General features: G+C 57.0%; 12 protein-coding genes, 1 tRNA gene, 2 rRNA genes and 1 pseudogene (1 of these 16 cut by a window edge). 8 read left to right on the top strand and 8 right to left on the bottom strand.

The genetic code is table 11. From position 1 onward, the window contains the following. From ACN6KF_RS27570 to ACN6KF_RS27585, 4 genes are all read left to right on the top strand, one after another. Window positions 1-725, top strand: a 23S ribosomal RNA gene (locus ACN6KF_RS27570) (it extends 2,101 nt beyond the left edge of the window). Between the two features lie 86 nt (window positions 726-811). Further along, window positions 812-926, top strand: a 5S ribosomal RNA gene (gene rrf / locus ACN6KF_RS27575). Window positions 927-966: 40 nt separating this feature from the next. Further along, window positions 967-1,043 (top strand) — tRNA-Met (locus ACN6KF_RS27580). Window positions 1,044-1,050: 7 nt separating this feature from the next. Then, window positions 1,051-1,290: a hypothetical protein gene (locus ACN6KF_RS27585; protein ID WP_434960105.1), complete on the top strand. Its 240-nt coding sequence runs from the start codon at window positions 1,051-1,053 to the stop codon at window positions 1,288-1,290. Window positions 1,291-1,614: 324 nt separating this feature from the next. Here the strand turns inward: ACN6KF_RS27585 and ACN6KF_RS27590 are convergent. Then, window positions 1,615-2,646, bottom strand: a pseudogene (locus ACN6KF_RS27590) (recombinase family protein); the annotation flags it as partial. Between the two features lie 55 nt (window positions 2,647-2,701). Between ACN6KF_RS27590 and ACN6KF_RS27595 the strand changes: the two are divergent. Next, window positions 2,702-2,836: a hypothetical protein gene (locus ACN6KF_RS27595; protein WP_434960106.1), complete on the top strand. Its 135-nt coding sequence runs from the start codon at window positions 2,702-2,704 to the stop codon at window positions 2,834-2,836. Window positions 2,837-3,043: 207 nt separating this feature from the next. Here ACN6KF_RS27595 and ACN6KF_RS27600 read toward each other — a convergent pair whose 3' ends face one another. Beyond that, window positions 3,044-3,697 carry a hypothetical protein gene (locus ACN6KF_RS27600; RefSeq protein ID WP_434960107.1) on the bottom strand — a complete coding sequence of 218 codons (654 nt, stop codon included), beginning with the start codon at window positions 3,695-3,697 and terminating at the stop codon, window positions 3,044-3,046. On the opposite strand from ACN6KF_RS27600, the gene ACN6KF_RS27605 reads away from it, so the two are divergent. Next, on the top strand, window positions 3,696-4,001 hold the full coding sequence (locus ACN6KF_RS27605) for a type II toxin-antitoxin system antitoxin (protein WP_434960108.1): 306 nt from the start codon (window positions 3,696-3,698) through the stop codon (window positions 3,999-4,001). The two genes, ACN6KF_RS27600 and ACN6KF_RS27605, sit on opposite strands and share 2 nt — an antisense overlap. A 181-nt stretch (window positions 4,002-4,182) precedes the next feature. Here the strand turns inward: ACN6KF_RS27605 and ACN6KF_RS27610 are convergent, their stop codons facing one another. From ACN6KF_RS27610 to ACN6KF_RS27620, 3 genes are all read right to left on the bottom strand, one after another. Further along, window positions 4,183-5,304 carry a DUF6998 domain-containing protein gene (locus ACN6KF_RS27610; RefSeq protein WP_434960109.1) on the bottom strand — a complete coding sequence of 374 codons (1,122 nt, stop codon included), beginning with the start codon at window positions 5,302-5,304 and terminating at the stop codon, window positions 4,183-4,185. Window positions 5,305-5,707: 403 nt separating this feature from the next. Next, entirely contained in the window at window positions 5,708-7,150 is a 1,443-nt protein-coding gene (locus tag ACN6KF_RS27615; RefSeq protein WP_434960110.1) for a P-loop NTPase family protein, read from the bottom strand. 19 nt (window positions 7,151-7,169) lie between these two features. Next, complete coding sequence (locus ACN6KF_RS27620; RefSeq protein WP_434960111.1) at window positions 7,170-7,424, bottom strand: hypothetical protein; 255 nt, start codon at window positions 7,422-7,424, stop codon at window positions 7,170-7,172. 329 nt (window positions 7,425-7,753) lie between these two features. Here ACN6KF_RS27620 and ACN6KF_RS27625 point away from each other — a divergent pair, with 329 nt between their 5' ends. Then, on the top strand, window positions 7,754-8,428 hold the full coding sequence (locus tag ACN6KF_RS27625) for a uracil-DNA glycosylase (protein WP_434960112.1): 675 nt from the start codon (window positions 7,754-7,756) through the stop codon (window positions 8,426-8,428). A gap of 2 nt (window positions 8,429-8,430) precedes the next feature. Here the strand turns inward: ACN6KF_RS27625 and ACN6KF_RS27630 are convergent, their stop codons facing one another. Genes ACN6KF_RS27630 through ACN6KF_RS27640 form a run of 3 tightly spaced genes read right to left on the bottom strand, consistent with a single transcriptional unit; the run spans window position 8,431 to window position 10,773 of the window. After that, window positions 8,431-9,606 (bottom strand): nucleoside triphosphate pyrophosphohydrolase family protein, encoded by a 1,176-nt coding sequence (locus tag ACN6KF_RS27630; protein ID WP_434960113.1) that lies wholly within the window; start codon window positions 9,604-9,606, stop codon window positions 8,431-8,433. Window positions 9,607-9,623: 17 nt separating this feature from the next. Continuing rightward, window positions 9,624-10,307: an Nmad2 family putative nucleotide modification protein gene (locus ACN6KF_RS27635; RefSeq protein ID WP_434960114.1), complete on the bottom strand. Its 684-nt coding sequence runs from the start codon at window positions 10,305-10,307 to the stop codon at window positions 9,624-9,626. Next, window positions 10,282-10,773, bottom strand: a complete 492-nt coding sequence (locus ACN6KF_RS27640; protein ID WP_434960115.1) for a TIR domain-containing protein — start codon at window positions 10,771-10,773, stop codon at window positions 10,282-10,284. Before ACN6KF_RS27640 ends, ACN6KF_RS27635 begins: the two co-directional genes overlap by 26 nt. 140 nt (window positions 10,774-10,913) lie before the next feature. Between ACN6KF_RS27640 and ACN6KF_RS27645 the strand changes: the two genes are divergently transcribed. After that, window positions 10,914-13,523 (top strand): patatin-like phospholipase family protein, encoded by a 2,610-nt coding sequence (locus ACN6KF_RS27645; protein WP_434960116.1) that lies wholly within the window; start codon window positions 10,914-10,916, stop codon window positions 13,521-13,523. Window positions 13,524-13,768 lie beyond the last annotated feature (245 nt).

A 13,768-nucleotide genomic window follows, 5' to 3' on the forward strand; every position in this document is an offset into this window, starting at 1 on the left:
CCCTTGAAATACCACCCTTACGATCATGGATGTCTAACCGCGACCCGTCATCCGGGCCCGGGACAGTGTATGGTGGGTAGTTTGACTGGGGCGGTCGCCTCCCAAAGAGTAACGGAGGCGTGCGACGGTGGGCTCAGACCGGTCGGAAATCGGTCGTCGAGTGCAATGGCATAAGCCCGCCTGACTGCGAGACTGACAAGTCGAGCAGAGACGAAAGTCGGCCATAGTGATCCGGTGGTCCGTTGTGGAACGGCCATCGCTCAACGAATAAAAGGTACGCCGGGGATAACAGGCTGATGATTCCCAAGAGTCCATATCGACGGAATCGTTTGGCACCTCGATGTCGACTCATCACATCCTGGGGCTGGAGAAGGTCCCAAGGGTTCGGCTGTTCGCCGATTAAAGTGGTACGTGAGTTGGGTTCAAAACGTCGTGAGACAGTTTGGTCCCTATCTGGCGTGGGCGTAGGAGAATTGAGAGGATCTGTCCTTAGTACGAGAGGACCGGGATGGACGTACCTCTGGTGGACCTGTTGTGGCGCCAGCCGCAGTGCAGGGTAGCTATGTACGGTCGGGATAACCGCTGAAGGCATCTAAGCGGGAAACCCACCTCAAGATGAGTTCTCCCTCGAAAGCCGTGGTAGACCACCACGTTGATAGGCCGGGTGTGGAAGCGGAGCGATCCGTGCAGCTTACCGGTACTAATAGCTTGATCGGCTTGATCGCTCTCATTTATCAATACTCACTCGCGGTGAAAAATACCGACAGTGACCTGGAATATTCCATTCTTGCTTCAGATTTTGCTTCGCCGGCCTGGTGGCACTAGCGAGGAGCCTCAACCCGATCCCATCCCGAACTCGGCCGTTAAACTCCTCAGCGCCGATGGTACTATGTCTCAAGACCTGGGAGAGTAGGTCGTTGCCAGGCCTGCAAAGCAAAAATCTCGAATACCATGTAAATTACCTGCCGCGGGGTGGAGCAGCCCGGTAGCTCGTCAGGCTCATAACCTGAAGGCCGCAGGTTCAAATCCTGCCCCCGCAACCATCTTAACTTGCGATTTGCCCGCCTCTCCGGCGGGCTTTTTGCGTTCCAGGGATATGGCAAGGATTCCAGCCAGATCACCGCGAACGTCGATCTGAAGTTCGCCGTTCTCTGGCGTCAGCACGATCTCCTTTATCAACGAGCGGATCTGCTCGGCCGCCATTATGCGATGTCCCTGGGAATTGTCGTTGAGCGCCGCATAGAGATGCTCGACCTGGATCCGGTAATGCTTCGTCATGTTGGGATGTAGCAAAGGAGGTGGTTCAGCGGCGTCTTCGAGAAACTGCTGCAATTCCTTTTGCCGGCTCTCGAGTGCCAGCATTTTTGCGTTGAGCCGGTCAGCAGCTCCGCCCTTCAGGATCAGATTGACGAGCGTATCGAGCTCGCGGTCGATCTTGCGAACCTCGTCTTCTGCCGCGTCGATTGATGCCCGTCCTTGCGTGCGTAGCCGGTTCATCTCCCGGGTGAACTCTTCACAAAACTCTTTGAAGAGGGCTGGCTCCATTAGATGATGGCGCAGGCCATCAAGGACGCGGCTCTCGAGCCGGTCGCGCCGAATATTGTAGCGATTGTCGCAGGTGCCCTTGTTGCGGGCGGTCGAACAGCCGAGCAGGTCGGCCGAGATCATCGAATAGCCGCCTCCACAACAGCCACATTTGATCAGCCCGGAAAGGAGATATTTGGGCCTGCGCCGATCGCGGAAATGGTTCCCTGGCTGGGCATCGACGACGCGGAGGTCCTTTATGGTGCTCTGGCGCTTCTTTGCGGCTTGCCAGAGGTCGTCATCCAGGATGCGCAGTTCCGGTACGTCTTGCGTGACCCATTCCGACTGGGGATTGCCTCGCGCCTGACGCTTTCCCGTATCGGGATCCTTGATGAAGCGCTGCCGGTTCCAGACGAGCTTGCCGACATAGAGTTCATTGTTGAGGATGCCATTGCCGCGCTTGGGATTGCCGTTGATGGTGCTGGCCCCCCAATCGCCGCCACCAGGGCCAACAATGCCGTCCCTGTTCAACTCATGGGCAATGCGCTTAGCCGACTTACCGCCGGCGTAGTCGCGAAAGATGCGCCGGATTACCTGTGCCTGCTGTTCATTAATGGTGCGCTCGCCGCGGGCGAGTTCGCCGCCGTCGACCTTCCTGACTACGTCATAGCCATAGGCGTTGCCGCCGCCGACCTTGCCCTGCTCGATCCGGCCACGCTGCCCGCGCCTCGTCTTGTCGGCGAGATCCTTCAGGAACAAGGCGTTCATCGTGCCTTTGAGGCCGACATGCAGGTGCGAGACCTCGCCCTCGGAGAGGGTATGAAGCTTTACCTCCGAATAGGCCATGCGCTTGAAGAAGCCGGCGATGTCCTCCTGATCGCGCGAAAGGCGATCCATTGCCTCGGCAAGCACCAACTGGAAGCGGCCGTGGGTTGCGTCTGAGATCAGGGCCTGGATGCCGGGACGAAGGAGGGAGGCACCGGATATCGCATGGTCGGTATATTCCTCCTCGATCTCCCAGCCTTGCCGTTCGGCATGGCGGCGGCAGATGCGAAGCTGGTCGGCAATGGAAGCGTCGCGCTGGTTGTCGGATGAGTAGCGGGCGTAAATCGCGACCTTCAAGGATCAATCTCCCTCAGGATCAGGAGCGGGTTTTGCGGCGCCCCTTGAGTGTCTGTTGTTCGTAAACCTCGCGCGCGGCGTGACGAGCAAGCAAGCGGACCAGGTCGACCAGCCGGCGGTCGGGAACGGCGTCACGGCACTCCAAGCGCAGTTCCGGCTCGACGAGCCGATGTATATTAGCGTGCTGTGAACGAATATCGGAGACCATGGTTGCGCTGTTCCACGTCGATTGCAAGTTGACGGAACCAGGATCGATAAGAAGGAAAGCATAAGCAACTGAAATCAAAGAGAAATAGTGGACGGTTCCTGGTGGCCACAGGCATGCGTCGAGGAGATTGGCGCACGCCCGCGCGCTGTATCGAATGGAAAATGGGCGAGGGTTTGCTAGACATCCTATTCAGGCTGCCGCACCATTGTGCCTTCGATACATATGAATGAGTTCAGCACGTATGCGCCGAAGTTGTGGCCACGGCCGCTCATCCGCGTCCTCGCTAGGAGCATCGAGAGCAATCAAAGCCTCAAGCTTAGCGATAACACCGGGAATCGTGAGAGCATCGGCGGCGAATAGTTCAGCGGCGAGTCGTTCTTCGTGAGACAGGGCCAGTTCCTCCGCTCGCACAGCGGCTGAGTACCCGATCCGGCGGTCGGCTGCATCCCATTTGGCTTCTTGGGCAAACAGCTCCGCCTCGACGTAATTCCGCAAATACCTGATTGATGGTTCGGCCACCGCAAGGTCCTCGAAGGCTTCCACAGTTGCGATTTGGACCGGTTTGTCGAGTGTCGACAGGTTCAGGGTGATCGACGGAAAGCCAATCGTTCGGATGAGCTCTGTCTCCAGGCGCTGTTGCTTGCGACAGAGTGCGAGCGCTCTGCGTGAAGCTGTGTGCCAGGATTGCCAGGCGACGAGAGCTGGGTCTTGGCGCGGCGCCGTTAACATTTGCTTGGCACTCGGATGACCCACAGTAGCGCTGCTTACTGCGGCCGTTAAGGTGGAGAGAACGTCCCTCCGCGATAATCCGGGCAGACTCGTGCTAGTCTCAGAATCAACCATGATCCGAGCTCCTTACAGCTTGGGTGGTGGCCAGGCCGAACAAGGTGTTCCAGCACCGAGTTCGGCCGCACGTGCGATGCACGTGCATTTTTATGCTCTCTTCGAAAGTGGAACGCAAGCAAGAATGGCGATGGCAAAGAAGCCCTTCACAACAAGGATCGATCCTGAGATCCTCGTACTCGCCCAAAAAATTGCAGAAGCCGAGAGGCGTTCAGTCACTGCTGTTATCGAGCTTGCTCTGTTGGAATATGCCGCGAAGCGGGGGATAAACAGGGCAGAAAGCAAGGATACCTCAGGCGGCTGAGGTGAATAACGATTGCATTGCTAGGGATCAAGTCGGCGCAGCATACCCCAGACGTCAAGCGCGCGAATGACGTGCCCAGGTCGAGCGACCGCTTAGCGCCCAATGTGCCGGTTTATGGGTCCAGCAGAAAGCGCCAATAGCAGACATCCGATTGCCGACGAAGCGGCTGTCCCGCACGCCGTTAGCTGGCACGACCGGATGGTGTTTTTGCTATTAGGGCTCTGATAACTTCAGCACCCAACTGTCGGGTATTCAAGGGCGTCCCAAACTTGTTGAATAACGGAAGGCTCAATTCGTTTGCGATCGGACGTAAAAACCCCTTCACGTTTATGTTTTGGGGCATGCCAAGCCGCAAAATGCCTATCGCCAAGTTTTCATAGCGGACGATCTCGAAATCGCCGTAGTGCGCTCGTTCGAGTACCCGCAGACTTTCTGGAGCATCGACGTTTTCAGAGCGACGCCGCCTTTCCGGTACCCGATCCGATCCGAACTCCAGTACCTCTGAATTGGCAGCGAGCTCGCTACTGGCTTGGCGAAAGTCGGCCACGATCACATCGCCTTCTGGATCTTCTACTTCGGCGCGGTCGCAGAGGGCTCGAATGACATTGGCACCAAGCTGCTGGGTATTCAAACGAACACCTGAGTCCCGCTCGAGCGGTAGGCCGAGATCCAATGCGATAGGACGCAGGAACCCCTTTACGTTAATGTCCAAGGGTACTCCGTCTCGAAGAATTCTGATAGCGGCATTTTCGTATCTGACTATTTCGTACCCCTCATACGTCGCGCGTGCAGTGATACGCAGATCCCCCCGCTCGACGTTATCCCCCGAGTTATCTGGGTGCCCAATGAGGTATCGGAACAGTCCCTCTGCTTCGCGGCAAAGCGCTCTCGCTTCGGCTGCAGGCTTGTCAAGGAGCTCCTCGATCGAAATTCCCTCTTCCGGGTCCACATTCACGCGAAGAATAAGTACACGGTCTACCTCCCCGAAGGTGGAAGTGCGGAAACTCACATGAGACGATGAGGTGATTGTTTTGACGGAGATCCTGTGTCCTTCAGCCGACACGACGTCATAGCCTCTTTGATTGCTCGCCAGGGCCATCTGCCCCCGCGTGATCATGGCCGCGTAGAGCTCACCGATCCGCCCCGTCAACGCTCGCATTTCTGACGGACTTACGCCCCAGGTAATCTCCCGTTCAAACCAACTGAGAGCATCCGCGAGAGCTCGAATGATCTGAGTCTGAGACAATGTAGGCGTTTCCGGCATAAATCCCGCCTTGGTCATGGGGTGCAGTGCGACGAGCATGCTTCTCCCAGCAATCCTCCGCAACTCCTCTCGTCCCCGCTGGCAGTAGGTAAAGTCAACGACCAAACGCGAGCCGGCTGTCGAGCGCAAAAGGGAGCTTATCTAAGTGGTGTATACTTCTTCCTCAGCCGACAAGCCGGCTATGCGCCCCGTTTCAGTCGTTGAGTTCAAATTCGCCGTCAACCACAAGCAGATATTAGCGACGTGCATATGCAATCTTGTGAAGATGACCAATCCGCATATGTGGGCGATGGCGAAGCTTTAGGTCGCGGTCGTCCGAGCGGCGCCCGCTGGACATGACGGCGCGCCAGCGGTTGCTCTTGAGCGAGGAGACTCGGGCGCAGAGGTCCGCGGAGAAGTCGGTCGAAAAACACCGGTACAGCGCGATTGACAACTGGTTCCATCACCGTAGACTGCGAAATTGGTCGATCGCTTTGCAGATCGCGGCGGTCAGACCGATGGTCGCTATTTCCCAGCACGTGAAGAGCGAAGCCGTAATGTCCTGGGCTCCGTCGCTGACGGTGAGATCGCGGCTTCCCTCATGAATGACGATCGTCTGCGAGGACGAATCGATTTCAAGCTTCTGCCAGTTCCATGCGACCAGGGCGCCTTCGCCGGTGCGCATGACGCTCTCCGCGAGATGTGAATCGGAGGCCGACAAGCCGGGGGGCAGCGCCACGGCTTCCAGAACTGTTTCGAAGACGATAGTGCAGCGGCTGCATCCGACCCCATCCACTAGATGTTTGATAAGCTGCTCCCTCGTTTTCTTTTGATAGGGATCGTCGGGTCCGCCGATTTGATCCTCATCGAGCCAGGCCGTGTAGCCGAGCCGCGAGAGATCGTCGCGAAGTGCGCGCGCGGCGAACAGATGCTTGCGGATCTTGTAGCTGATGAAGGCGTCGAACCTCCATTCTGTACGCCAGTCTAGAGCTGGAAAGTCCCTCGGCCGGGTTCGGTCGCCGAGCAGAGGCGGGCCCGGTTCGGGGATCGACGGCGACACGCGCAGGCCCTGCGTCCCGCCGCCCTCGACGGCCATCCAGGTAAAGCGCGGATCTCTGTAATCAAGCAGCAGCGTCCGGCCTGCCGCGCGAAGCGATTCAACGAGCTCCTCATCACGAAAGGCGCGGCCGACTTGCAGCCTGAGCTCCAAGCTGAGATCGCGCGCGTTGTCCTGCGCCGCCAGGCTCCGAGCTGCCGCGTGGCTCACAACAATAGCGATGCCGGTGCGTTTGGCCAAGCCATCCGCTTCCCGCCTGACGATTTCTGCACGGTCGTCGAGGCTGAGCGGTTCCAGCTGTATCGCGGCGTCCAGCGCGACGGCGATGTTTGGAAACTTCGCCGCTAGCGCCCGACTCCAGTCACCGGGCGCGATCCGTTCCGCTTCCGCGAGTTTCTCGGAAAAATCGTGCGACGCGCTGAGGATCACGAGCGAATCCGGAAAAGCTCTCGAGTGTCCGTTGCCGAGCAGGAGGCCACCCGTGGCGAGCAAGAACTCGACCGCTTCCAGATTATGCTCGGCGAAATCGAAAAGCTTAAGGAAGAGAACGAGCGGCTCGGCGTTCGCTACTCTGAGATCGCGATTGAGATGCAGCTGACCATCGTATCCGACACAGGAATGTTTGACGAACCGGGAGGAGAACAACGTGTTAGCGATGCTCGCGGCGAGGAGCTCCTTGCCGACGGACGTAGGCCCGGCAAACAGCAGGCGCAACGGAAAGCGCGGCCCCGGTTCGCCACGCCAGGCGGCAATGCGCTCGCTCACCATGGCGATGGCTCGCCGCTGTCCCGCGATTGCGCGCGAAAGCGCTTCGGCGATTTCGAACGCTTCGCCCTGCAACGTCGGCATCGAACCGCCCCCGACCAAGTTAAGTCTGAAATACAGTGCGCAGACGAACTATACCCAGCCCGTCGACGCGCGCAATTGTTGTGGAATTGATCCGCGGGCACGGCTTGCCGAGTCCCTCGACCAGTGCCAGTCCTGACGAGACCTTGAACTGTTCCTCTTCGCACCAGAACGTCGCTATCACCCCCGGTTGAGCCAAGATCAGCTGAGCCGCCAGATGGCAGTTACTCTGATTATAAGCCTCTCCATCGGCGGCATCGATGGTGGCCTGAAACATCCGATACACGTGAATCTGCTATGAATGATCTAGCATGGTTTATTGGAATTAATGGTCAACGCCCTGAGAAGGACTATAAGGGGGGTCCTGATAATCTGTGAGCTCTTCCCGTCGAGCAGATCAAATACCTGCTGGACGCCCATGCTGGCTTCTGGCCTCTAGCGGTTTCCCACCCTAAGGCCGAATCCAATTCTCGCGAACGTCGCAATACCCGATTCCTTCGCCGGCTGCCTTGTGTCATAGATCGGGCCAACATTCGATGCTGCTTCATGGCGGTCAAAGTTTGAGCAGTCAGTACCGCCTTATTCGCTGGAAGGGAGATCGATAACGTGAATATCAACGATTTTATCGATGAACTTTCAAGGCTTAGCTTTCCTCACGCCTTCAATCCTTACCGTGAGAAGTGTGCCGTTCACGATATTGAAGAGGCCCCCGCTATCCGGCGCAAGAACCTGGAGGCGGTACTCATGGCCGCAACAACAAACGGAATCGATTCGCTCTGGATCGGCCGTGACCTCGGCTATCGCGGGGGCAGGCGAACTGGGCTTCCTCTGACAGACGAAGCCCATTTATCATCCCATGCTGCAATCTCCGGCTGCACCTCCCTTTCCCGTGCGACGAAAGGACCAATGGTAGCGGAACGCACTGCGACAATCATTTGGCGCATGCTGGAGACTATCGGGCTTCCCGTGTTTCTGTGGAACGTGTTTCCCCTTCATCCCCACGACCAAGGCGACCCCCTTTCCAACAGATGCCACACAAGGGCGGAGCGACATGCGTGCAGGAGCCTCCTGCTGTGGCTCCTACGGACGTTGAACCCACGGCATGTGGTTGCTATCGGTAAGGATGCGCAAAGCGCGTTAGCGGACCTCGATATCTCCGCCGTCGGCGTGAGGCACCCAAGCTACGGCGGGCAGACCGAGTTCATTACCGGGATCACTACGCTGTACAAACTACCGAAGGCCAGACGCGAGAGCCCGCAGCTGTCTCTGTCGCTAACCTAAACTCAAGGATTAGGAGAATAGGCGAGCGTTCTGTTTTCGAGATCCGCGGTGACAACACCGCCACGGTTGGCCTGGAGTTGGCGAAAGACGTCGTAGCCCGACAAGATGGCCTCCTCCCAAAGCCACAAGGGCATGCTCGCAACCTCGTATCCGTCTACAAATTCTCTTACCAACTTCAGAAGACCGTAGTCGAGCACGGGCATGCTCTCGAACAGGCTTAGCCGCTGCGCGTGGTTGAATACCCATGTGGAGACGCCCTCTTCGATCAACACCGCACGCGCACCATCCTCGACCTCGTCGATTTTCGCGATGCTCTTGCGCTTGCGTTTCAACAGGCGTCGTAGATTCGGCGACCATCCAAGCTTTGCCGCGAATGCCATATGAAAGGCATCGTGGAATCGATAGTCGTCATCTTCCATGCGGTTGTCCGTCAGCTTGTCACCGAGCGGGTTCCCTTCGTAGTAGGGCGTAACCTGTTTCTTCCCAGGTTCGCCGTTTTCGACGAGCGTCAGTGAAAACTTCCGAGGAAGCTGTTCGTGCTCAGGAAAATTCGCGTCCAGCAGCGCTGGATAGCGCTTCTGCTGTGGCCAGCGGTCATACGATTTCCTGAGATTTTCGGCTGCCGCATCCGCAAGACTGAGACCGGCTTCCTGCGCTGAATCCCTCAGGCAGCGCAGGATGGCTACGAGCCTGCCAACAATAGAGGCTTGATTGTCCTCCAGTCGGCCAGCCTGAAAATCAACGACTAGGAGACCGACCTCCGAGGCCAGTTTGAGCAAGCGCCGTTCGAACTGGCTGCTGGGTTCAGAGGCTTTGATTCCGACCGACTTCTGCAAATCGACAAACTTGAGGTCTTCGGGGGCAGAGAACTGCCAGTCTTCCACCGGTCGATCGATGTTATGCCCGATGTAGGCAAGGCTGATGTTTGACCTGCATGCGATCGCGTTCAGATACCATAACGTGTCGCCGAATTCCTCGATCACCGTCTTCTGGTAGCCTGTATAAGCGGTGCGATCCCGTTGCTTCTTTTTTACCTCGCTCAATATGCTTCCGGCTTCTCCGAAGATGCCGAGAAGGGGAAAGGACAGACCCCTGTCGGACTTGAAGAGCTTGTCCGTCTTGTGAGCGGCCTTCTGATACGCATCAAGCGTCAAAGTGCCTGCTGAAAACTCGCTCATGCGCAGTTAACCCCTTTCTATTCAACGACCTTGTCCATGCGCTTCGAGTAGCGCGAGCCGCTCTTCATGAATTGATATGGATCACCAACGACAGTGTTAATACATCCGTGGTATTGTTTTTGTATCCAGTGCAGCAATGGCTGAGCTTGATCCACAGTAAATTTTCGATGCCCTCTCCCGTTGTTGTATTTAAGTTGATCAAGAATCTTTTTCGGAAGCGCAGGAGCCGCTTCGCCAAAATAGAAAAAGTTGCGGGAGATCAATACCCGATCTGTCTGGGTATCGTTTTGAATGTTCGACGGTTCCGGTCTGCCGTCTATCTGGCTGTGATGCGAATCCTCCTGGACCCACGCGGTCGTTCCGACCGGGCGATGATAGATATTGTCGCCCATGATTGTCATGCGACTGCCGTTTCGAACGGGCCGTTTGCAGCGATACTCAGGATGATCCCAATACGCGTCGAAAGTGAGCGTGTCGGTCACTTGCATGAGATAGATGCATCGGCCGACCGCATTCAGTTTTGCACCGCCCATGCCAATGATCCAGTCGCCAACCTGAGCTTTGCGGCGGATCATGGGCTTACATGTCGCCAGAGTGCATACTCCGTGAAAAGGATTCGGAGCAAAGCCGAAGTCTCTCGCGACCACATACATATAGACGTTTGGCATAGGGCGTTCAGCACCGCGACGTTGGCGCGGCATGGACAGGCTCGCGCGGGGTACTGCTGCCTGGATCCTCGAACGGACTGTCTTTACCCTCGATGGCGTCGATGATGCTGTCCGAGTTCCAGTTCACGAGTGAGCTTCCGTAATTTTCCAAGGCAAGCGGGATGTCAGCCTTCGTACCTCCATGTGTGAAAACGCCTACAATCCGCTTCCCCAGCTCCTTCGCCTTGCGGATTTCCCAATCTACCCATGGGCGTTTATGTGTCTCTTTGCCAATCAATACGACCACGGCTCCCGCCCACGACATCTTCATCCGCAGCAGCCGCTTGAGTGTCCGCTCCGGAATTCTTCCGGCGTCCAGGCGGGCCTGGTTCGAAGGTTTCGCACGGATAGAGCTGTTGCGGATTTCGAAACCATTGCGGCCAAGCAAGCTGATCAGTTTGGTCACGTGATTATCATCAGCATGGTGGTGGCTGATGAATACATGCCGGCGTTTCGACATTTTTGACCTTCCTAAAGAGCTCTGTGAGCCCATACAAATTGTGTCACATTGTGTAACGAGTCGCGTACAAAGGCTAGTAAACCGTGCGGCGTCAGCACGAAAACTTCTGAAGCCTATGAATTGATGGGAGCACGAAAGCTTTGGCAGGCAAGAGCACGGAAACTTGGGAGAAGAAAATCCGGCCAGCGCTCTCATCCACCGCGGCGTTCGATGAGACGTTCTTCAAGGAGTATGGTGACCGGCCATGGGCTCCGAACGAGGCGGACCGCCGTGCCGCCCTATCGCTCCACATCGAACTTGTCTCGCGAGTCGCCACCCAGCCTCTCGACTACAGCCAAGGCGTCGAGGAGGCCGCCCTCACCAGCATTTTCGAGCTGTTCGGGAAGACCAGATCCTTCTGCGCGACTAGCCTGGGCTGCACCACTTTCGAAATAGTGGCGTGGCATGTACTGAACTCAAGAGTTCGCCCGTTTACCGCCCGGTGGCATGCTATCAGCCGATCAGGAGGGCTCCGCGCCCTAGACACCAGCGACGAGTTCCGGGCAGAGTTAGAGGTCATGCAGCAGGCTTTGCTCGACCTGGATAAAGCATTGCAGTTGATGGCCGGGTATGACGGTTACTCTGCGCCTCGAGCGTCAAATCCGTTGCATGCGGGCATTGATGAGGAGCTGCAACTGTCTCCGGTGTGGCGCCCCATGGGGCTTCGCAATGGCACTGAGGAGTTAGGGGCGCGGGAGCAGGACCTTGTCCTGGCCCGGCGACGTCAGTACCAGATAGACCCGGAACGGAGGTGGGCTGCGGGAATGGCGCTTTCCGGTGGGGGCATCAGAAGCGCAACATTTGCGATCGGCGTGCTCGCGGCTCTCGCGCGCAGAAATCTTCTGCCGCAGTTCGACTATATCTCCAGTGTTTCCGGCGGCGGATTTGCCGCGGGCTTCCTTACGCAGCTTCTCGGCGGACCGGACAATGACCCTCGCTTCGGACTGGATGCGAATAAACAGCCATTCGAGAGGGATGAAGGCGAGTCACTCATCCTAAGAAAAGTTCGTCATGGTGCCAGCTACCTGTCGGGTTCGTTTCTCGAACGCTTGGCGCTCGGGACGATCCAGGCGCACGGGATCTTCATAAATCTGTTGGTCATCACACTGTTGATCTCTATCTTTGCGTTTGGCGAGTTTGCTATCGGAAGTTCCATTCCCGGAAACGTTACGAGTATATTCTCGGCATTTCTGCCAATCGCTGCTGTGAGCGGCATTCTGATCATTCCGCTGGCCAGCAAGACGTTCTACCGCGACAACAAACCATCCTTTTTGATGTCGTTTTTCGGCTTGCTGTTTCTTTTGCCGCCGGCAGTTTTTTTCCTGCACCTGTTTCACGCTGCCGTGCGCTACCTCACAGGTCTATTTGTAGTCGGCATGCAAACGAGCTTCACCTACGCTCCGGTCACGCTGGGCGCCATCGTGACCTGGCTCGCACTCACCATCTCCGCTTTCGTCGCGGCGGGGGCGATAATCTCGCAATTCAATCGGCTGCGCCCAGCATTCCTGACGGCATTTTCAGTCTTATTTTTGCTGATGACCGAGTCTCTTTTTTACACCTTCTTTGTTGATGGCAGCACCTCGACCGGCATCATCTCTGCCGGGTTAGCGGCACTCATCCTTTTCTTCCTGTGGCTATTTCTCGACATCAATGTCGCGTCACTGCATCATTACTACCGCGCCAAGTTGTCGGATGCGTTTCTGCTTCGCCCTTCGGGTGAGCCCGCAGATCCGATGAATCTGAGTACGTTCGACGGGCGCCGGGCCCTGTTTCCTATCATCAACTGCGCGCTGAACGTTCCAAACTCAAAAGATCCAGTCATGCGCGGGCGTCTGTCGGATGTGTTCGTGATCACACCTGTGGCAGTGGGTGCGGGCGTCATTGGCTATCTCGAAACTTCCAGTTGGGAAAAATCCAATCCCAACCTCGATCTGGGATCCACCATCGCCTTGTCCGGCGCGGCGGTCTCACCGCAAATGGGCCTGCGGACAAAACGCTACGCGAGCTTCTGGCTCACGGCACTCAATCTTCGATTGGGCCTCTGGCTCAGTAGACCAGGGAATACGGCACGAGGGCCGGGGCTATGGCAACTGGTGAAAGAAATGACTGCCACGGCCGACGAGCATGGCGCATTTCTCAACATCTCCGACGGAGGCCATATCGAGAACCTCGGTATCTACGAGCTGCTGAAACGTCGATGCCGCTTTATCGTGGCCGTTGACGGCGAGAACGACCCGACGATGACATTCCACGCGCTGACAAACCTGCAACGGCTCGCCTATATCGATTTCGGGATCGTCCTCGATCTAAATTTGGACGACCTAAGGCTTGGAGAAACGGGCTATAGCCGGTCGCACTTTCAGCTCAGCCGGATATTCTACCCGCAAGGACCGGATCGGGCGTCTCGAGAAATCGGTTACCTGCTCTACATTAAGCTCTCCCTGACGGGCAACGAGGGAGAGTATCTCAGGCGCTACAAGCTCGATGAGCCGACGTTTCCACACCATTCGACCGCGGATCAATTCTTTTCCGAAACCCAATTCGAGGCGTACCGATCTCTTGGGGAACACGTAGGTGAAAAGCTGTTCCTGCCGGCGATCACAGGTCCGCTAGACCAGAAAGACGTTCCGCTGGAAGATTGGTTTCGTTGTCTTGGACATAGCTTGTTGCGGCCAATGCCTAGTAAGCAAGGTGATCAGACGTCAGTGTAGTCGAACAGCAACGTGGAAATATGCCTTCGTGGCTCTCCAGCGAGCAATATTCGCTGCTTGGCAGAAGCCACGTGATGGCAGCTTATTGGCGATTGCGAAACAATACCGGCCGGTCCGCTGTCGGCCCCCGAGTTGACGTGCGGTTCGACACCGCAATCTAAACGGCGGCATCGCGCCCCATCTCAGCCCTTGAGTTTGACTTTGCCGTCTCCCGACAGCAGACGTCACTTGCGGGAATGGGGGAG

The organism is Labrys methylaminiphilus subsp. lupini (assembly GCF_051161885.1).
Classification (GTDB): domain Bacteria; phylum Pseudomonadota; class Alphaproteobacteria; order Rhizobiales; family Labraceae; genus Labrys.

Bases quoted from the DNA above. Each gene is read 5' to 3' on its own strand.
- ACN6KF_RS27605 (WP_434960108.1), top strand. From the start codon at position 3,696: ATGATCCGAGCTCCTTACAGCTTGGGTGGTGGCCAGGCCGAACAAGGT.
- ACN6KF_RS27600 (WP_434960107.1), bottom strand. From the start codon at position 3,697: ATGGTTGATTCTGAGACTAGCACGAGTCTGCCCGGATTATCGCGGAGG.
- ACN6KF_RS27610 (WP_434960109.1), bottom strand. From the start codon at position 5,304: ATGCTCGTCGCACTGCACCCCATGACCAAGGCGGGATTTATGCCGGAA.
- ACN6KF_RS27615 (WP_434960110.1), bottom strand. From the start codon at position 7,150: ATGCCGACGTTGCAGGGCGAAGCGTTCGAAATCGCCGAAGCGCTTTCG.
- ACN6KF_RS27620 (WP_434960111.1), bottom strand. From the start codon at position 7,424: ATGTTTCAGGCCACCATCGATGCCGCCGATGGAGAGGCTTATAATCAG.
- ACN6KF_RS27630 (WP_434960113.1), bottom strand. From the start codon at position 9,606: ATGAGCGAGTTTTCAGCAGGCACTTTGACGCTTGATGCGTATCAGAAG.
- ACN6KF_RS27635 (WP_434960114.1), bottom strand. From the start codon at position 10,307: ATGCCGCGCCAACGTCGCGGTGCTGAACGCCCTATGCCAAACGTCTAT.
- ACN6KF_RS27640 (WP_434960115.1), bottom strand. From the start codon at position 10,773: ATGTCGAAACGCCGGCATGTATTCATCAGCCACCACCATGCTGATGAT.